The sequence below is a fragment of the Streptomyces sp. NPDC002911 genome, from assembly GCF_053591835.1.
Map to the genome: position 1 here is coordinate 1 of NZ_JBSFUO010000025.1, position 19,505 is coordinate 19,505.

General features: G+C 69.3%; 16 protein-coding genes. 9 read left to right on the plus strand and 7 right to left on the minus strand.

What is annotated here, in order from left to right; translation table 11 throughout:
* Positions 1–145 precede the first annotated feature (145 nt).
* A complete protein-coding gene (locus ACWD04_RS27180; protein WP_451136201.1) occupies positions 146–475 on the plus strand; it encodes a VOC family protein in 330 nt (109 codons plus the stop codon).
* Here the strand turns inward: ACWD04_RS27180 and ACWD04_RS27185 are convergent.
* The 5 genes from ACWD04_RS27185 to ACWD04_RS27205 are packed head-to-tail and all read right to left on the minus strand — an operon-like array spanning position 442 to position 5,919.
* Positions 442–1,752, minus strand: a complete 1,311-nt coding sequence (locus ACWD04_RS27185) for a DUF58 domain-containing protein (RefSeq protein ID WP_451136203.1) — start codon at positions 1,750–1,752, stop codon at positions 442–444. The two genes, ACWD04_RS27180 and ACWD04_RS27185, sit on opposite strands and share 34 nt — an antisense overlap.
* Positions 1,753–1,762: 10 nt before the next feature.
* Positions 1,763–2,782, minus strand: a complete 1,020-nt coding sequence (locus ACWD04_RS27190) for an AAA family ATPase (protein ID WP_451136205.1) — start codon at positions 2,780–2,782, stop codon at positions 1,763–1,765.
* Positions 2,779–4,017 carry a DUF4350 domain-containing protein gene (locus ACWD04_RS27195; protein ID WP_451136207.1) on the minus strand — a complete coding sequence of 413 codons (1,239 nt, stop codon included), beginning with the start codon at positions 4,015–4,017 and terminating at the stop codon, positions 2,779–2,781. The genes ACWD04_RS27190 and ACWD04_RS27195 overlap by 4 nt, the downstream gene beginning before the upstream one ends.
* Positions 4,014–4,706 (minus strand): DUF4129 domain-containing protein, encoded by a 693-nt coding sequence (locus ACWD04_RS27200; protein ID WP_451136209.1) that lies wholly within the window; start codon positions 4,704–4,706, stop codon positions 4,014–4,016. The genes ACWD04_RS27195 and ACWD04_RS27200 overlap by 4 nt, the downstream gene beginning before the upstream one ends.
* A 4-nt stretch (positions 4,707–4,710) precedes the next feature.
* Entirely contained in the window at positions 4,711–5,919 is a 1,209-nt protein-coding gene (locus ACWD04_RS27205) for a DUF7544 domain-containing protein (RefSeq protein ID WP_451136211.1), read from the minus strand.
* Positions 5,920–6,059: 140 nt separating this feature from the next.
* Between ACWD04_RS27205 and mtnA the strand changes: the two genes are divergently transcribed.
* The 7 genes from mtnA (at position 6,060) to ACWD04_RS27240 (ending at position 14,614) form a co-directional block, all read left to right on the plus strand.
* Complete coding sequence (gene mtnA / locus ACWD04_RS27210; protein WP_451136213.1) at positions 6,060–7,208, plus strand: S-methyl-5-thioribose-1-phosphate isomerase; 1,149 nt, start codon at positions 6,060–6,062, stop codon at positions 7,206–7,208.
* 4 nt (positions 7,209–7,212) lie between these two features.
* Entirely contained in the window at positions 7,213–7,902 is a 690-nt protein-coding gene (gene mtrA, locus ACWD04_RS27215; protein ID WP_187281934.1) for a two-component system response regulator MtrA, read from the plus strand.
* 1 nt (position 7,903) lies between these two features.
* Complete coding sequence (gene mtrB, locus ACWD04_RS27220; RefSeq protein ID WP_451136215.1) at positions 7,904–9,940, plus strand: MtrAB system histidine kinase MtrB; 2,037 nt, start codon at positions 7,904–7,906, stop codon at positions 9,938–9,940.
* Complete coding sequence (locus ACWD04_RS27225; protein WP_451136217.1) at positions 9,930–11,795, plus strand: LpqB family beta-propeller domain-containing protein; 1,866 nt, start codon at positions 9,930–9,932, stop codon at positions 11,793–11,795. Before mtrB ends, ACWD04_RS27225 begins: the two co-directional genes overlap by 11 nt.
* A 108-nt stretch (positions 11,796–11,903) precedes the next feature.
* Positions 11,904–12,638: a ComF family protein gene (locus tag ACWD04_RS27230; RefSeq protein ID WP_451136218.1), complete on the plus strand. Its 735-nt coding sequence runs from the start codon at positions 11,904–11,906 to the stop codon at positions 12,636–12,638.
* Positions 12,639–12,977: 339 nt separating this feature from the next.
* On the plus strand, positions 12,978–13,667 hold the full coding sequence (gene hpf, locus ACWD04_RS27235; RefSeq protein WP_451136220.1) for a ribosome hibernation-promoting factor, HPF/YfiA family: 690 nt from the start codon (positions 12,978–12,980) through the stop codon (positions 13,665–13,667).
* Positions 13,668–13,861: 194 nt separating this feature from the next.
* The gene (locus ACWD04_RS27240) at positions 13,862–14,614 is read left to right on the plus strand and encodes a response regulator (RefSeq protein WP_451136222.1); all 753 of its coding nucleotides are present in this window, start codon (positions 13,862–13,864) and stop codon (positions 14,612–14,614) included.
* Between the two features lie 23 nt (positions 14,615–14,637).
* Here ACWD04_RS27240 and ACWD04_RS27245 read toward each other — a convergent pair whose 3' ends face one another.
* Complete coding sequence (locus ACWD04_RS27245) at positions 14,638–15,813, minus strand: winged helix-turn-helix domain-containing protein (protein WP_451136224.1); 1,176 nt, start codon at positions 15,811–15,813, stop codon at positions 14,638–14,640.
* Between the two features lie 10 nt (positions 15,814–15,823).
* The gene (locus ACWD04_RS27250) at positions 15,824–16,414 is read right to left on the minus strand and encodes a GNAT family N-acetyltransferase (protein WP_451136226.1); all 591 of its coding nucleotides are present in this window, start codon (positions 16,412–16,414) and stop codon (positions 15,824–15,826) included.
* Between the two features lie 241 nt (positions 16,415–16,655).
* On the opposite strand from ACWD04_RS27250, the gene secA reads away from it, so the two are divergent.
* Positions 16,656–19,478: a preprotein translocase subunit SecA gene (gene secA / locus ACWD04_RS27255; protein ID WP_451136228.1), complete on the plus strand. Its 2,823-nt coding sequence runs from the start codon at positions 16,656–16,658 to the stop codon at positions 19,476–19,478.
* The last annotated feature ends 27 nt before the right edge of the window (positions 19,479–19,505 follow it).

Genomic DNA, 19,505 nt, shown 5'->3' on the forward strand with positions numbered 1-19,505 from the left:
TACTGCAGGGGGGACCCTGTGGGAGAGTAGGACGCCGCCGAACAATTATTCCGGGAAAGCCCCGTGCCCTTGTGGCACGGGGCTTTTCTGCGTTCACAGCGTCTCGGAACCGCGACGGGAGACCGCGTGACGTAGCATGCCGGCCATGGAGATCGATTTGCACGCTGGTATCCCGGTAGGTGATCTTCCTCCGTCCTTCGTCGCGAGCGACGTACAGCACGCCGACCATGCCATGCACACGATCTTCGTCGATGCCCTGGACGATCTGGACGACCTCGTCGCCCAGATCGGCTTGCGGGGTCTGGAGCCCACGGAGCGCGAGACTTTCCCGAACGGTGTGCGCACGGCTGTCCACCACGATCCGGACGGAAACCGGATCGGATTCGGCGGCGCTCAGCCTGAGGCGCGAGTGTGGCTCCTCAGCCTCTCTGCCCAGGGTCTTTACAGCCGACCGGCCGCTTTCAGCGCGAGGTAGGCATCAGCCAGTGCGGGTGCGAGTTCGTCGGGCGCGGCATCGACGACTGTGACGCCATGACGCCGGAGCTGGTCCGCGGTGCGGCGGCGTTGCTCTTGTGCCTGAGTGCCGGCTGCGGCCTCGTAGGTCGCTTCCGCTGTCCCGCGCGCACGGGACATCTTCTCGGCATGAGGGTCGGCGACAGATGCGACCATTACCGTGTGGCGCTGGGTGAGCTGCGGAAGGACCGGCAGGAGGCCCTCGTCGACAGGCGCGGCGTCCAGACTCGTGAACAGGACGATCAAGGAGCGACGCGGAGCGTTGGCCAGTGCGGCCGTGCTGAGACCGTGAACGTCGGTTTCCACGAGTTCGGGCTCCAGGGTGGCCAGCGCGCTGACAAGCGTCGACAGGACGTCCCCACCCGCTCTTCCCTGCACCTGAGCCCGAACGCGTCGGTCGTAGGCGAGCAGGTTCACCAGGTCGCCCGCGCGGGTGGCGAGGGCGGCGAGGAGCAGAGTCGCGTCCATGGCGGCGTCGAGTCGCGGCACATCCCCCACCCGGCCTGCGGACGTGCGGCCGGTGTCGAGGACGACGAGGATCTGGCGGTCGCGCTCGGGGCGCCAGGTACGGACAGCGACAGCGGACTGGCGTGCGGTGGCCCGCCAGTCGATGGAGCGGGTGTCGTCGCCCGGAACGTAGGCGCGCAGGCTGTCGAACTCGGTGCCCTCTCCGCGGGTCAGCACGCTGGTCCGGCCGTCGAGTTCACGCAGTCTGGCGAGCCGGGAGGGCAGATGCTTCCGGCTCGTGAAAGGAGGCAGTACCCGGACGGCCCAGGGCACGCGGTGATATCCCTGCCGAGCCGCGAGACCGAGGGGGCCGAAGGACCGGACAGTGACGCGGTCTGCCTCGCGATCTCCACGCCGCGACGGCCGCAGGAGTGTGCTGAGGCGGCGACGCTCCCGTGGGGGCACGGCGAACTGGTGCCGGGACGAGCCCTGTTCTCTCTCAGAGGTCCAACTGCTGGGAGGCCAGCCGTCGCGGAGATGGGCGCGGAACGGACGCCGGGACGGATTGGTCACGGTGAGTTGTACCGTTGCGATGTCACCGAGTCGAACGGATGTATCACCGGATCGGGTGAACTGCAACGTACGCACTGGCGCAGCCAGGGCATAGTCGCACAGAATTGCCAGTGAGAGCGGGATGTTGACCGCGAGCATGCCCGTCCAGCTCGGGGCCAGGATGCCTACGGGGAGTGACCCCAAAGCCGCCACCAGGGCGGCCCGTCCGGTGAGGGCCATGGTCAACGCCTCACCTGGGAACGGGGACGTGGGCGAGGACGGCGGTGATGACGGAGTCGGCGGTGACTCCCTCCATCTCCGCCTCCGGCCGCAGTTGTATGCGATGACGAAGTGTGGGAAGAGCGAGGGCTTTCACATCGTCCGGGATGACATAGTCCCGGCCCGTGAGCCAGGCCCATGCCCGTGCGGTGGAGAGCAGTGCAGTGGCTCCTCGGGGGGAGGCACCGAGGCTGAGTGAGGGGGATTCACGCGTGGCACGGCAGATATCGACGACATAGGCGGCGATCTCGGGGGAGACAGACGTCTTGGCGACGGCGGCACGTGCCGCTTCGAGGTCGGCCGGGCCGGCCACGGGCTGTATGCCTGCTGCCTTCAGGTCACGAGGGTTGAACCCGTCCGCGTGGCGCGTGAGTACGTGGATCTCGTCTTCGCGTGAGGGAAGCGGGACCGTCAGCTTGAGGAGGAAGCGGTCCAGCTGTGCCTCGGGCAGTGAGTAGGTGCCCTCGTATTCGACAGGGTTCTGGGTGGCCGCGACCAAGAAAGGGTCGGGGAGCGGTCGAGGAGATCCGTCGATGGTGACCTGACGTTCTTCCATGGCCTCCAGCAGAGAGGACTGCGTCTTGGGAGGGGTGCGGTTGATCTCGTCCGCGAGCAGGAGATTGGTGAACACCGGTCCGGGCTGGAACGAGAACTCGGAGGTGCGGGCGTCGTATACGAGCGAGCCCGTGACATCGCTCGGCATCAGGTCGGGGGTGAACTGGACGCGTTTGGTGTCCAGTTCGAGGGAGGCGGCAAGTGCGCGGACCAAGAGGGTCTTTGCGACTCCGGGTACGCCTTCCAGAAGGACATGGCCTCGGCAGAGGAGAGCGACGACCAGTCCAGTGACGGCCGGGTCCTGGCCGACCACGGCCTTCGCGATCTCGGAACGCAGAGCTTCCAGGGATGCGCGGGCGCTGTCGGAGTGCACGGGGACCACAGGGGTCCCTGCGGATGCCGCAAGCACGGCGGTCTCCGGGGTCGGGGCGCTCATGACGTGCGTACCTCCCTTTCGAGGGCGTCGAGTTGTTCGGTCAGAAGGACAAGCGCGGCGTCATCGGCGGGAGCCGGGCCGAAGAGAAGTGCGCGGAGGTCGCTGCCCGGGGGGCTGCGGCGTGCGACGACGGCGGGCAGGAGCACAGAGGGGGAATCGGCGTCACGGGGGGGCACTCCGAGGAGGGGAGCAATGCGGGCCCGTGTGGCGGAACGGAGTGTGTCGGCCGCGCGGCTCCGGGCGTCGGCCTTGTGGTAGAGGCGGGCCCGTCCTTCGGTGGATTCGGAGGCCCGTATGGCCACCGGTAGCCGCTCGGTGATCAGCGGTCCGAAGCGGCGGCCGCGCCAGATGGCGGCGAGGACGGCGGCGAGGGCCAGTTGGAGGGTGCCCCAGACCCAGCCCGAGGGGATGAGCCCGATGAGGCCGCTCTCTCCTCCGGCTGCGTCGTCACCGCTTTCACTGCTGGTGTCCCGGCCGTCTGCGCTGCCCGCGGCCGCGGACGGATCGTCGAGCGAGGGGAGGTACCAGACGAGATGTGGGCGGGAGCCGAGGAGTTGCAGGCCCAGCGAGGCATTGCCCTGCCGGTCGAGACGGTCGTTGTAGAAGATGTCGGGGGAGCCGAGCAGCACAGTGTCGCCGGCTCCTTGTCCCGGCAGGACAAGGAGGGAGGCGGATTCGTCGTCCGGATAGCAGGCGGTGGCCTGGGGCGAGTCCGTCACGTAGTGGATGCCGCCCAGTTCGGTGGCGCCCGCGGCGCGGGCTGCAGGGAGTTCGCAGCGTGGGGGCCGTGCGGTCACCGGTCGGTGCGATTCCGGGCGTACGCCGGGGGCGAGGCGGGCTACGGAGGGGCCGCCGGGGGCGATGAGGACGGTACGGCCCGCGGAGCCGGTGGTCGCCGTGTGGAGGTGCCGCTGCTGGTGAGTGGTGAGCATGTTGGGGCCGACAACGAGCAGGGTGGTGTCGGGGCCTGTCGCACCGGCAGCTTCTCCGAGGGTCGTCACGACGTCGACGGTTACGCCGCGTGCCATGAGGAGTTCGGCAACCGCACGGCTGCCGTAGGGGTCTGCGGAGCGGGGATCGAGCCGACCGTGCTGACCACCGGAGCGAACGGCGGCAAGGGCGACCCCGGCGATGACGAGGATGAGGGCGGCGAGCAGCAGTCCCCGGACACGCTGCCAGATCTGGTGGGGGGTGCGGGATTCCGAGGTGGTGGGAGCGGCCGAGGTGACGGTCATCCGGCGACCCCCTGGGTGGTGCCGGTGGTCAGCAGGGGTTTGGCAGCCTCGAGATCAAGATCGAGTGTGCACAGCGTGAGATACGCGCCCTCGTCAGCGGTGCGGCCACCGTATGTGACGTCGTCGAAGGCCCGGGCGGCGGCACGGAGACGGTCTGCGTGTGCGGGCATCAGCCGGCCTGCCTCGGCGGCTGCCTCGTCCGCGGTGCGGCCGGGGCGTGGGTCGAGTACGGCCCGGTCCTCCAGGGAGCGGACAAGGGCGCGCATCCGCTCCTGGACTGCTTCGGTCCAGCGTCGGGCTTCGGCGTGTGCGGCAGCGGTGGTGCGATGGTCGGCCGTGCTGCGGGTGGTGCCGCCGAAAAGAGTTTCGGGAGTGCGGACGGTGCGTCGTGGTGTGCCGAGCCTCCACCACAGGGCGGCGCCCGGACCGGCGACGGCCAGGACGAGTACGACGAGCCCGAGCGGGCCGCCGGGGGCTGCCCCGGCGGCGCCGGCGAAGAGGTCGCCGACCCAGTCCCAGAAGCGGTCCAGGCCGCGTTCGAGAAGGTTCGGATCGTGCTCGTGGTATCTCGGGTCGGACAGTTCGTCCTGCGCGGCTTCCCGGGCGGGGACGCGTGGGGTGCCCACGGGTATGTCCTCGTCTGCCGGGACGAGCGGTACTGCTGCGGTGGTGCCCCCCGGCCCCGTCACCGCATCAGCTTCTGGGGGTGTCGTAGCCGGGAACGCCCGCGGCCCGGGCGAGGTCGAGGTCGAGCGCCTCGCGGCGGATGCGCTGGTCGACGTAGAGCAGGGCCATCACTCCCGCGGTGAAGGGGTAGACGAGCGTCGAGATGATCACATCGCCGATGCCCGTGACGATGAGGAAGGGCCAGCCGAAGTCGGTCGAGCTGCTGTTGAGGAACTCGCTCAGACCTTCGCTGTCCACGCTTATGGCGATGATGCCGAACGGGATCGCGATGATCAAGGTCAGGACGATGACCAGCAGGTAGGTCAGCGCCAGAATGCCGAACGTCCGCCACCAGTTGCCCCTGACCAGCTTGGCCGACCGCCGCAGCGAGGTAAGAACGGATTGCCGCTCGAGCATCAACGCCGGAGCCGCGAGCATGAAGCGGATCATGAGCCAGAGAACGACGCCGCAGGAGGCGATGAAGCCGAGGAAGGTCAGTGCGAGGCCGGCTGTGCCGCCGCCCAGTGCCAGGCCCGGAAGCAGGCCCACGGCCATGATCGCGGCGCTCATCAGGCTGAGCAGAAGAGTCAGTCCGAGCAGCGGAAGAAGCCGTGGGCGGGCCTCGGACCAGGCTTCGGAGAGCGTTACGCCACGGCCCAGCACGGAGCGGCTGACCACCACAGTGAGGACCGAGGTGGTGATGAGCGTGGCGATCATCGCGATGAGCGTGTTCGGGGCGGTGGTGATCAGCTGCGACTGCGCCGAGTCGGTGGCCTGGCGGAGCGCCTCCGCACCGGTGGCGTTCGGGTCGACCGATTCCTGCTGGGGCAAGAGATAGCGCTGGAGAAGGATGATCACGATCTGGGCGATCACGGAGACGATGAGGCTGATGCCGAGGACCGTGCGCCAGTGGGTGCGCATGGTGGAGACAGCGCCGTCGAGGATTTCGCCTACCCCCAGGGGGCGGAGCGGGATGACGCCGGGCTTCGCAGCCATGGGCGGGCGGCCCCACCCGGGCCCCTGCGGCATGCCGCCCCAGCCCGGAGCCGGAGGGGGCGCGCCTGGGCCGCTGCCGGTGGGGCTCGGAGGGGACCACTGCCCCGGAGGCGGCTGTGCGGGAGACCACTGTCCGGCGGGTCCGCTTCCGTCAACGGGCGAGGAGGGTTTGGGGATTCCCGTCTCCTGGCCTTCGGAGGGGGCGGATCCGGGCGAAGCCCAGCCCGGAGAGTCGTTCATCGTCGCTCCTTCACAGTCCTGCCCGCTCATCGGGGCGGCAGGTTGCCAGCCATCGTGCCACGCGTTGGTCCGGGGCGGGCCCGGCGCTGTATCTCCTCCCTGCCTTCATGCGCGGGCGGTTCAGCGGGCAGACTGGGCAGATGGCTGATCAGGACGCACAGACGCCGGCGGGTATCGAGCCTCCGGCCCTCTCCGTACTCCGCTGGGACGAGTCACCGGAAGGGCCTGCGGTGGTGCTTCTCGACCAGACGCGGCTGCCCGCCGAGGAGGCCGAGCTGGTGTGCGCCGATGTGCCCGCGCTGGTGCGGGCGATCCGGGTGTTGGCGGTGCGAGGGGCACCGTTGCTGGGCATCACCGGGGGGTACGGGGTGGCGTTGGCCGCTGCCCGGGGTGAGGACGTGGCGAAGGCCGCGGAGTCGCTGGAGCAGGCGCGGCCCACCGCGGTGAACCTCGGGTACGGGGCGCGGCGGGTGGCGAGGGCGTACCGGGCGGCTGTCGAGAGCGGGGCCGGCCCGGAGGGGGCTGCCGTGGAGGCTCTCTCCGAGGCGCGGGCTCTGCATCATGAGGATGCGGCGGCCAGTGGTCGGATGGCGCAGTACGGTCTGGAGCTGTTGGAGGAACTTCTGCCGGGAGTGGGCGGGCATCGGCTGCTGACCCACTGCAACACCGGGGCGCTCGTGTCCGGCGGTGCGGGCACGGCGTTCGCCGTGGCTCTGAGGGCGCACCGGGAGGGCAGTCTGCGGCAGTTGTGGGTGGACGAGACCCGGCCACTCCTCCAGGGCGCACGGCTGACGGCGTACGAGGCGGGGCGGAACGGGATGCCGTACAGCTTGCTCACGGACAGCGCGGCGGGTTCGCTGTTTGCGGCGGGGGAGGTGGATGCCGTAATCATCGGGGCGGACCGGATCGCCGCGGACGGCTCGGTGGCCAACAAGGTGGGGAGCTATCCGTTGGCGGTGCTCGCGAAGTACCACCATGTGCCGTTCCTCGTCGTGGCGCCGACGACCACGGTCGATCTGGAGACGGTGGACGGCACATCGATCGTCGTGGAGCAGCGTTCCGCGACGGAAGTGACGGAGTTCACATCGAAACCGGGTGTTCCGGCCGGAGGGCACGGGGCCGGGACGTCTGTCGCGCCCCCGGGGGCCCAGGCGTACAACCCCGCATTCGACATCACGCCGCCCGAACTGGTCACGGCGATCGTCACGGAGGAGGGCGTCATTTCCCCGGTCACGGGGGTCGGACTGGCAGAGCTGTGTGCCAGGTCATCGCAGGTAACGATTAGCTAATGGGATGATGTCGTTTATGAAGGGACGCGTCCTTGTCGTCGACGACGACACCGCACTGGCCGAGATGCTCGGCATTGTGTTGCGGGGAGAAGGTTTCGAACCGTCGTTCGTAGCGGACGGTGACAAGGCACTGGCCGCATTTCGTGAGGCCAAGCCGGACCTGGTGCTGCTGGACCTGATGCTGCCCGGACGGGACGGCATCGAGGTCTGTCGGCTGATCAGGGCCGAGTCCGGTGTGCCGATCGTCATGCTCACTGCCAAGAGTGACACGGTGGATGTGGTGGTGGGCCTGGAATCCGGGGCCGACGACTACATCGTCAAGCCGTTCAAACCGAAGGAGTTGGTTGCCCGGATCAGGGCACGTTTGCGGAGGTCCGAAGAGCCCGCTCCGGAACAGCTGGCGATCGGGGATCTGGTCATCGATGTGGCCGGTCACTCGGTGAAGCGGGAGGGGCAGTCCATCGCCCTCACCCCGCTGGAGTTCGACCTGCTGGTCGCCCTCGCCCGTAAGCCGTGGCAGGTCTTCACCCGTGAGGTGCTGCTCGAGCAGGTGTGGGGCTATCGCCATGCCGCCGACACCCGTCTGGTGAACGTGCATGTCCAGCGGCTCCGCTCGAAGGTGGAGAAGGACCCGGAGCGGCCGGAGATCGTCGTGACCGTCCGCGGTGTCGGTTACAAGGCCGGACCGAGCTGATATGACCCTCGGCAGCGCTGCTCCGCCACCCGGGGTGCCCGGGGCCCGTACGGGGCGGGCTGCCGGGTCGGCACGGAGCACTTCCCGTTTCGGCCGGGCCCCCCGGGCCCGGGGCGGCCGGTTGTTCCGCGCCCGGACGCCCGGCGGCCCCGTGCCGCGGCTGCTGATGCGGTGGATCCGCGGGCCGCTGCTGCCGGCCGTCCGGCTGTGGCGGCGCAATCTGCAGCTGCGCGTCGTGGCGGGCACCCTGCTGATGTCGATCGCCGTCGTGTTGCTTCTCGGCTTCGTCGTGATCGGGCAGGTCCGCAACGGCCTGCTCGAGGCGAAGGGCAAGGCCGCGCAGACACAGGCGGCCGGCGGCTTCGCGGCCGCCCAGGCGAACGCGAACGCGCCGCTCGTCCCGGGGGACCAGAGCGAGGAGGGCGCCGACGGCATGACGGCCAGCACCTCCTGGCGCACCGAGCTTGTCGACCAGCTCGCCAGTGGTGGTGCGAACGCCTTCAACGTGGTGGCACTCAGCGCCGACTCCGTCGGGCAGGGCACCAGCCGCGCCCCCCGAGGCTCGGGCAGCGTGGAGGCGTCCTCCATCCCGCAGAGGCTGCGGGACGACGTGGGCGAGGGGGCGGGTGCCTTCCAGACGTACTCGCTGATCCGGTACTCGTACGGGAAAGAGCCGGAGCCCGGGCTCGTCGTGGGCAAGCGGCTCTACGACGTCGACCACCACCCTTACGAGTTGTACTACCTCTTCCCGCTCACGCAGGAGGAGAAGTCGCTGACCCTGGTCACGACGACCCTGGCCACGGCGGGCTTGTTCGTGGTCGTGCTGCTCGGTGCCATCGCCTGGTTCGTGGTGCGCCAGGTGGTCACACCCGTACGGATGGCGGCAGGGATCGCCGAGAGGCTTTCCGCGGGCCGGCTCCAGGAGCGAATGAAGGTCACCGGTGAGGACGACATCGCCCGCCTCGGTGAAGCCTTCAACAAGATGGCGCAGAACCTTCAGCTGAAGATCCAGCAGCTCGAGGAGCTCTCCCGCATGCAGCGGCGTTTCGTTTCGGACGTCAGCCATGAGCTGCGCACCCCGCTGACGACCGTGCGGATGGCCGCCGATGTCATCCATGAGGCGCGTGTGGACTTCGACCCGGTCACGGCCCGGTCCGCGGAACTGCTGGGGGACCAGCTCGACCGCTTCGAGTCGCTCCTGTCCGATCTGCTGGAGATCAGCCGGTTCGACGCGGGGGCGGCGGCACTGGAAGCCGAACCGATAGACCTGCGCACGGTCGTCCGGCGGGTGATCGGCGGTGCCGAGCCGCTCGCGGAGCGCAAGGGCAGCCGGATCCGGGTGGTGGGTGACGAGCAGCCCGTGGTCGCCGAAGCCGACGCGCGCCGCGTCGAGCGGGTCCTGCGCAATCTCGTCGTCAACGCGGTCGAGCACGGCGAGGGCCGGGACGTCATCGTGCGGATGGGTGTCGCTCAGGGCGCCGTGGCCGTGGCGGTCAGGGACTACGGCGTGGGGCTCAAGCCGGGCGAGGCGACCCGGGTCTTCAACCGCTTCTGGCGGGCGGACCCGGCACGTGCCCGCACCACCGGTGGCACGGGTCTGGGGCTGTCGATCGCCGTCGAGGACGCCCGGCTGCACGGAGGCTGGCTGCAGGCCTGGGGTGAGCCCGGCGGCGGCTCGCAGTTCCGGCTGACTCTGCCGCGTACGGCGGACGAGCCGCTGCGCGGATCACCGATACCGCTGGAGCCGGAGGACTCCCGGGGTAACCGCGAGGACCGTGAGCGGGCGGAGGCGGCGCCGGCGGCGGGCGAGCAGCGGCTGATGTCCGTACCGAACCAGACAGGTGCCACGGTGCGTTCGCACCTGGGCGTGCCGACGCACGGACCCGCGGCGCAGCGTACGCCGGCGTCGGTCCACCCGGCGGCTCTGCCGGGCAACGGATCACGTGTGGTGTCGCGTCCGGCCGGGGACCGACCGGACGGGGGCGCCGCCTCAGAGACGCAGGATCCGGAGCAGGAGGACACGACTCGTGGACACTGACCGCCGTCGGGGCGGCCGGGGCCGGGCGGTGCGGTTGTCCGCGCTGCTCTGCTGTGGCGCCGCGGTGCTCGCCGGGTGCGGAGCGATGCCGGTCACCGGCGACGTGAAGGCGGTCGACGCCTCGCAGCCGGGTGATTCCCAGGTCCAGGTGTACGCCGTGCCACCGAGGGAGGGCGCCGCGCCCATCGAGGTGGTCGACGGCTTCCTGGAGTCGATGACCAGCGACGACCCCGATTTCCGCACGACCCGCAAGTATCTGACCGCGGAAGCCGCCCGGAGCTGGCAGCCGGGCGAGGGCACCACAGTTCTCGCGCAGGCGCCGAACCGCAACGGGCCAACGGTGTACGACAAGCAGCGCAGGACCATCGAGACGACCTACACGCTGACCGGAGAACAGGTGGCGGCGGTCGACGCGCAGAGCTCCTACCGGCCGCTGGCCCCGTCGGAGTACTCCCAGATGCTGCATCTGGTCCGGGAGAAGGGGGCGGACGGCAAGCAGGAGTGGCGCATCGACATCGTGCCGGACGGTCTGGTGCTCGGGCAGTCCGACTTCAAACGCCTCTACCGGTCCGTGAACAAGTACTACTTCGCCGCCGGGCTGGCGGACGACGAGTCCGCGCTGGTCGCCGACCCCGTCTACGTACGGAACCGCACGGACCCCGTCACGCGGATGGACACCGCCACGCAGACGGTTCGGACGCTGCTGGAAGGCCCGTCGAACTGGCTGCGGCCGGTGGTCGATTCGCGCTTCCCCGCCGGTACGGCGCTGAAGAGCGGGGTCACCTCGCTGGCGCCGGACGACCAGAACGTCCTGAAGGTTCCGCTCAACAAGAAAGCCGATCAGGCCGGGCAGGGCGCCTGCCGGATGATGGCGGCCCAGGTGCTTTTCACGTTGCGTGACCTGACGTCTGCCCGGGTGGGGCAGGTGGAGTTGCAGGGTGAGCGGGGTCCGCTGTGTTCCCTCGGGGCCGACGAAGCCGAGGAATACGTCTCGGACAACGGTTCCGAGGGTCCCGACAGCCAGTACTTCGTCGACGACAAGGGGCGTGTACAGCGCATCCCCGGGAACACCAAGGGAAGCGGCGATCCGGAGCCGGTGATCGGTCCGATGGGCAGCGGGACGGTGCCCATGAGCGCCGTGGGTGTGGCCCGGGACGAACAGCAGGCCGCCGCGGTCTCGGCGGATCAGCAGCTTCTCTACGTGTCCTCCCTAGCGGAGGAGAGCGAGCCGGCCGCTCCCGTGGTGACCAGCCGCGCGTCGAAGGCCGCGGACCGGCTTTCGGCGCCGAGCTGGGACGGCAGGGGCGACCTGTGGGTCGCCGACCGTGATCCCTCGGATCCCAGGCTGCTACGCCTGGTGGACGGTGCCGGAGAACCGCAGGAGGTCTCGGTACCTGGCCTGAACGGTGGGCGGATCGAGGCACTGAGGATGTCGGCCGACGGGGTGCGGATCGCTCTGCGGGTGTCGAAGGACGGGCACACGACCCTGAACATCGGGCGGGTCGAGCGTCATGGTTCGGGGGAGGCCGAGCGGGTTTCGGTGGAGGACCTGCGCCAGGCCGCACCGCAGCTGGCCGACGTGACGGCCGTCTCCTGGTCCGGCCGCAGTCGTCTCGTGGTGGTCGGCAAGGAGGAGGGCGGTGTACAGCAGGTGCGTTACGTGCAGGCCGACGGGTCCACGTCGTCGTCCGGGCTCCTGCCGGGCGTGAATCAGGTGTCGGCGGTCGCGGCCGCCGACGACGAGCAGCTGCCCCTGATGGCGGACACCGAAAGCGACGGCATCGTGAAGCTGTCGCCGGGGGACAACTGGCAGACGGTCCTGAAACAGGGCTCCTCGCTGGTCTATCCGGGCTGAGCACAGGGCCGTGCGGCTGCCCGGCTGCCCGGCTGCCCGGCTGGCCGTTGTCCACAGGGGTTTTCCACAGGGATGGCCGGATGCCCGCCCTCCGGGCAGAGTGGGACTGTGCGGGGTTGGTGGCGGGAGATCGTCGGGCTGGTGCTGCCCGTGGCCTGTGGTGGCTGCGGCAGGCCGCGGACCGAGCTGTGCGAGGAGTGTGCCGCCGGGCTGGCGGCTGTGCCGTGCCGGGTGAGACCGGCGCCCGAACCCACGGGGCTTCCCGTGGTCCACGCGGCGGCGCCGTACGAAAACGCCGTACGCGCGATGCTGCTGGCCCATAAGGAGCGAGGGGCACTCGGCCTCGCCGGAGTGCTCGGCGGGGCACTGGCGGCCGCGGTGCGTGCCGGAGCGGGACAGGCGGGCGACGCTGGGCCGCTGCTCGTGGTGCCGGTGCCGTCGGCGCGGCGGGCCACGGCAGGGCGCGGGCATGATCCGGTGCGCAGGATCGCAGCCGCGGCCGCGGCCGAGCTGCGGCGCGGGGGCACGTCGGCCCAGGTGCTGGCCGTGCTGCGGCAGCGGCGTCCGGTGGCGGACCAGGCAGGGCTGGGGGCTCGGGAGCGACAAGCGAATCTGGCAGGCGCACTCGTCGTCGCGGACCGCGGCCGGACGCTGCTCGACGCCGGCCGGGTCGTGCTGGTGGACGACCTGCTCACGACGGGGGCGTCACTGGCGGAGGCGGCACGGGCGGTCCGGGCGGCCAGGGCGGCGAGTCACGCGAACAACCGCACAGCGGGGGCGGAGGAACTCCGGGCTGCTGTTGTCGCAGCTTCGCCGTCTGCCTTCGTAATAAACCGGAACTGACAGATGTCTTCCATCGTTGCAGGTAGTGAGTGGGTAAAGAGGTCCGATCGGAGGTACGCGTGAGTAGCGGGTGCCGACACGGTGGTGAGCAGGCTATGTTCGGTTGTGAGGAACGGTGAATTCCGTACCTCGACGAATGCGCCACCAGGTTTCGGGCAGGTTACACACCGGTACGTCCGGTACGCCGGAAGCATGGGAATCGGTGGGGCCGGAAACCCTGCCGGTGGGGGAGGAGGAGGTGACAGCCACCGAGTCCGCGGCTCCGGCGATCACCGGAGCCTGGTGCAAAAGGGAGATGCTCCGCCGCCGAAGCGGAGCGATCCGGGAACGGAGTTCTGCGTGGACATCGTCGTCAAGGGCCGCAAGACCGAGGTGCCCGAGCGGTTCCGCAAGCACGTGGCCGAGAAGCTGAAGCTGGACAAGATCCAGAAGTTCGACGGCAAGGTGATCAGCCTCGACGTCGAGGTGTCCAAAGAGCCGAATCCCCGTCAGGCCGACCGTGCGGCACGGGTGGAGATCACGCTCCGCTCACGTGGGCCGGTCGTCCGGGCGGAAGCAGCGGCAGGCGACCCGTACGCAGCGCTTGACCTGGCCACTGACAAGCTGGACACACAGCTGCGCAAGGAGCACGACAAGCGCTACAGCAGGCGCGGCAACGGCCGGCTGTCCGCTGCCGAGGTCGCGGAGGTCGTGCCGGGTGCCGCCTCGTTCAACGGGGACGGCGAGCTGATCCCCGAGGAGCCGGAGCCGTCCGTGCCGACCACCAGGATCGGTTCGCTCGAGGTGCAGGGCGAAGGGCCGCTCGTGGTGCGCGAGAAGACGCACGTCGCGGCGCCGATGACGCTCGACCAGGCCCTTTACGAGATGGAGTTGGTCGGGCACGACTTCTACCTGTTCGTCGACTCCGAGACCAAGGAGCCCAGCGTCGTCTACCGGCGACACGCCTATGACTACGGTGTCATTCACCTGAGGACCGACCCGCTGGCCTCCGACGGGGCGGGCGGCGCGGGCGGTGCGCTCGGCGGCTGACACCCGCCACTCACAGCCGGTACGCGGTGCCCCTGGAGCGCTTGTGCGCCCCAGGGGCACCGCGCGCGACCGCAGGGGGCACCGCTTCGGCGGCCAGGCATGAAAGCATGGTGTCCCAGGCCAATCAGTGCTCTGTGCACTGCCGTTGGCGTACTGCCTGTGACCTCAGGCAGTGGCCTTCAGGGGGAGGAACGATGGCGGACACCTTCGGGCCCGTACGCGGGACGAACGATGCCGACAGCGCTGCCGGTGCGGGATGCGTTGCGGACGACGCGCGTTCCCACAAGGAGCCCATCAGGGTTCTTGTGGTGGACGACCACGCGCTCTTCCGCAGAGGTCTGGAGATCGTCCTTGCGCAGGAGGAGGACATCCAGGTCGTCGGAGAGGCGGGGGACGGGGCGGAGGCGGCCGACAAGGCGGCGGACCTGCTCCCTGACATCGTGCTGATGGACGTGCGGATGCCCAAGCGCGGCGGCATCGAAGCCTGCACCTCCATCAAAGAGGTGGCCCCCAGCGCGAAGATCATCATGTTGACGATCAGCGACGAGGAGGCCGACCTGTACGAGGCGATCAAGGCGGGCGCCACCGGTTATCTGCTCAAGGAGATCTCGACCGACGAGGTAGCCACGGCCATTCGCGCGGTGGCGGACGGCCAGTCCCAGATCAGCCCGTCGATGGCCTCCAAACTGCTCACCGAGTTCAAGTCGATGATTCAGCGCACCGACGAGCGCCGGCTCGTTCCCGCGCCGCGACTCACCGAGCGGGAGCTGGAAGTACTCAAACTCGTGGCCACCGGCATGAACAACCGTGATATCGCCAAGGAATTGTTCATCTCCGAGAACACGGTGAAGAACCACGTCCGCAATATCCTGGAGAAGCTCCAGCTTCACTCCCGGATGGAAGCCGTGGTCTACGCCATGCGGGAGAAGATCCTCGAGATCAGCTAGCGGGTGGGCGGAGCGTCCGGCGGCTACCGAAGGACGCGGGCTATCTCCGCCAGGAGCGGCTCGCGCAGCTCCGGTGCGTCCACGCGCTCCAGCCGTACATCCGAACAGCCCACCCAGGAAGCAGCCTCCACGAGCGCCTCGGCCATCGGCGTCACGGACTTCCCCCCGTCGAGGGAGACCTGCCGGGCGACCAGCGTGGTCCCTTCCCTGGCCGGGTCGACCCGGCCCCGCAGCCTGCCGCCAGCCAGCAGCGGCATCGCGAAGTAGCCGTGGATCCGCTTGGGCCGGGGGACGTACGCCTCCAGGCGATGGGTGAAGCCGAAGATCCGCTCCGTGCGCGCCCGCTCCCAGATCAGTGAGTCGAACGGCGACAGCAGCGTCGTACGGTGCCGTCCGCGCGGTTCGGAGGCCAGGGCCTCAGGATGCGCCCAGGCAGCCTTGGTCCAGCCCCGCACCGACACCGGGACCAGTCCCGAGTCCGCCACCACGGCGTCGAACTGCTCCGCCTTGAGCCGGTGAAAGTCGGCGATGTCCGTCCGGGTGCCGACGCCCAGGGACCGCCCGGCCAGGGCCACCAGCCGGCGTAGGCACTCCGTGTCGTCCAGGTCGTCGTGGAGCACGGAGTCCGGAATCGCACGCTCGGCCAGGTCGTAGACCCGCTTCCAGCCGCGCCGCTCGGTGCACACCACCTCGCCGTACATCAGGGCGCGCTCGACGGCGACCTTGGACGCGGACCAGTCCCACCACTCGCCGCCGTTCTTCGCGCCGCCGAGCTCCGTCGCCGTCAGCGGGCCCTCGGCTCGCAGCTGTGCGATCACCGTCCCGTACGCCCCGTCGGGCAGGTCGTGGTGCCAGTGCGGCCGGGACCGGTAGGCGCGGCGGCGGAACGCGAAGTGCGGCCACTCCTCGACCGGCAGGACGCAGGCGGCGTGCGACCAGTACTCGAACGAGCGGCCACCCGACCAGTAGGCCTCGTCGACCGCGCGACGGCCGAGCGCGCCGAGACGTGCGTACGGCACGAGCTCGTGCGACCTGGCCAGGACCGAGATGGTGTCGAGCTGGACGGCTCCGAGGCGGCGCAGCACTCCCGGGACCCCGCCCCGGCGGTCCGGGGCGCCCAGGAGGCCCTGGGCGCGCAGGGCGATGCGGCGTGCCTGGTCGGCGGAGAGCTCCAGGGCGGGCGGTGGCACAGACGTCATGCGTCGAACCCTAGAGCGCGCCACTGACATCCCGGACCGGCCGATGAGGGTGGGTGCCTGGCAGCCCCAGATCGGCGGGGAGCAGCGCGCCTGTCCAGGTGTCATGCCGCGTTCCCTTGTTGAACAGCGCCGACCGCTGCTCACCCTCCATGCGGAAGCCGGCACGCAGGGCAACCGCGCGGGACGCCGCGTTGCCGATCTCCGCCCGCCACTCGAGGCGGTCCGCGGCGAGGGCGGTGAACGCCCAGCGGGCAGCCGCGAGCACCGCTTCCGTCGTGAAACCGGAGCCGCGGTGTTTCCTCGCCGCCCAGAAGCCCACCTCGTACGTGCCCGGCAGGTTGCGGCGGTTGACGCCGAGCGCGCCTACGAGCTGCCCGCCGTCCCGCAGCAGTACTGCGAAGTTGTACATCGTGTCGTCCTGCCAGCCCGTGGGTGAGAGTTCCTCCGTGAAGAGCTTCGCGTCGGCACGGGTGTACGGGGACGGGACAACCGTCCAGCGCTGGATGTCCGGATCCTGGCAGGCGGTGTACACCGCCTGCGCGTCCTCGGGCGCGAAGGGCCGCATGAGCAGGCGTTCCGTGGTGAGGGTGGTGGGTTCCATGCAGGGATTCTGGTGACGGGGAGCACGGGATGCGAGCACTTTTCGGTGCTTCCCGGCACCTTCCGTCCCCTCCGGCCGTTGTTTTGGGAGGGTACGGCGGCGAGAACGCGGTGGCAGCCCTCCCTGCGTGGCGGGGTCCTCGCTTACGATGGCCGTTGCGGTGGGGTCCACCTGCCGTGCCCGCGCCAGAGTCCATCACACGACCCAGTGCCAGGCCCGACCGGCAAGGAGACCAGCCTCAGTGTCCGTCTTCAACAAGCTCATGCGTGCAGGCGAAGGCAAGATCCTGCGCAAACTGCACCGCATCGCGGACCAGGTCAGCTCCATCGAAGAGGACTTCGTCAACCTCTCCGACGCCGAGCTGCGGGCGCTCACCGACGAGTACAAGGAACGGTACGCGGACGGCGAGAGCCTGGACGACCTGCTTCCCGAAGCATTCGCGACGGTGCGTGAGGCCGCGAAGCGCGTCCTCGGACAGCGCCACTACGACGTTCAGATGATGGGCGGTGCCGCCCTGCACCTCGGCTATGTGGCCGAGATGAAGACCGGTGAGGGCAAGACCCTCGTCGGTACCCTGCCCGCGTATCTCAACGCGCTCTCCGGCAAGGGTGTGCACCTGATCACGGTCAACGACTACCTGGCCGAGCGTGACTCCGAGATGATGGGCCGGGTGCACAAGTTCCTCGGTCTCGAGGTCGGCTGCATCATCGCCAACATGACCCCGGCGCAGCGCCGTGAGCAGTACGCCTGCGACATCACGTACGGAACGAACAACGAGTTCGGGTTCGACTACCTCCGCGACAACATGGCGTGGTCCCAGGAGGAGCTCGTCCAGCGCGGCCACAACTTCGCCATCGTCGACGAGGTCGACTCGATCCTCGTCGACGAGGCTCGTACGCCGCTAATCATCTCCGGCCCCGCCGATCAGGCCACCAAGTGGTACGGCGACTTCGCCAAGCTGGTCACGCGTCTCACCAGGGGTGAGGCGGGCAACCCGCTGAAGGGCCTCGAGGAGACCGGTGACTACGAGGTCGACGAGAAGAAGCGGACCGTGGCCATCCACGAGCCCGGTGTCGCGAAGGTCGAGGACTGGCTCGGGATCGACAACCTCTACGAGTCGGTGAACACCCCGCTCGTCGGTTACCTGAACAACGCGATCAAGGCCAAGGAACTCTTCAAGAAGGACAAGGACTACGTCGTCATCGACGGCGAAGTCATGATCGTCGACGAGCACACCGGGCGTATCCTCGCCGGTCGCCGTTACAACGAGGGCATGCACCAGGCCATCGAGGCGAAGGAAGGGGTGGACATCAAGGACGAGAACCAGACGCTCGCCACGATCACCCTGCAGAACTTCTTCCGCCTGTACGGCAAGCTCTCCGGAATGACCGGTACGGCGATGACCGAGGCCGCCGAGTTCCACCAGATCTACAAGCTCGGCGTCGTGCCGATCCCGACGAACCGGCCCATGGTCCGCGCCGACCAGTCGGACCTGATCTACCGCACCGAGGTCGCCAAGTTCGCCGCGGTCGTCGACGACATCGCCGAGAAGCACGAGAAGGGGCAGCCGATCCTGGTCGGCACGACCTCGGTCGAGAAGTCCGAGTACCTCTCGCAGCAGCTCTCCAAGCGCGGTGTCCAGCACGAGGTCCTCAACGCCAAGCAGCACGACCGTGAGGCGACGATCGTCGCCCAGGCGGGCCGCAGGGGCGCCGTCACGGTCGCCACGAACATGGCGGGCCGAGGCACCGACATCAAGCTCGGCGGCAACCCGGACGACCTCGCCGAGGCGGAGCTGCGCCAGCGCGGTCTCGACCCCGTGGAGCACGTCGAGCAGTGGGCGGCGGCCCTGCCCGCCGCGCTGGAGAAGGCCGAGCAGGCCGTGAAGGCCGAGTTCGAAGAGGTCAAGGATCTCGGCGGGCTGTACGTGCTGGGCACGGAGCGGCACGAGTCGCGGCGGATCGACAACCAGCTGCGTGGCCGTTCCGGCCGCCAGGGCGACCCGGGCGAGTCCCGGTTCTACCTGTCGCTGGGCGATGACCTGATGCGGTTGTTCAAGGCGCAGATGGTCGAGCGCGTCATGTCGATGGCGAACGTTCCCGACGACGTGCCCATCGAGAACAAGATGGTGACCCGGGCGATCGCCTCCGCACAGTCGCAGGTCGAGCAGCAGAACTTCGAGACGCGTAAGAACGTCCTGAAGTACGACGAGGTGCTCAACCGGCAGCGTGAGGTCATCTACGGCGAGCGCCGCCGCGTCCTGGAGGGTGAGGATCTGCAGGACCAGATCCGCCACTTCATGGACGACACGATCGACGACTACATCCGGCAGGAGACGGCCGAGGGCTTCGCCGAGGAGTGGGACCTCGACCGGCTGTGGGGTGCCTTCAAGCAGCTCTACCCGGTGAAGGTCACGGTCGAGGACCTGGAGGAGGCCGTCGGCGACCTGGCCGGTGTGACCGCCGACTTCATCGCCGAGTCGGTCAAGGACGACATCCACGAGCAGTACGCGGAGCGCGAGAAGACGCTCGGCTCGGACATCATGCGTGAGCTGGAACGGCGCGTGGTCCTGTCCGTCCTGGACCGCAAGTGGCGTGAGCACCTCTACGAGATGGACTATCTCCAGGAGGGCATCGGTCTGCGGGCCATGGCGCAGAAGGACCCGCTGGTCGAGTACCAGCGCGAGGGCTACGACATGTTCAAGGCCATGATGGAGGGCATCAAGGAGGAGTCCGTCGGCTACCTGTTCAACCTGGAGGTCCAGGTTGAACAGCAGGTCGAGGAGGTTCCGGTGCAGGAGGGTGCGGAGCGCCCCTCGCTCGAGAAGCAGGACGCGCCGGTGGCAGCCGCGGCCGGGCGCCCGGAGATCCGGGCCAAGGGGCTGGACGCGCCGCAGCGTCCGGACCGGCTGCACTTCTCCGCTCCCACCGTGGACGGGGAGGGCGGCGTCGTCGAGGGCGACTTCGCCAACGGTGACGGTGCGCGGTCCGAGGCGGACGGCATGACGCGCGCGGAGCGCCGCAAGGCACAGAAGAGCACGGGTGGGCGGCGCCGGAAGAAGTAGCGCGCGGCACATCTGAGCGGCGCCTGG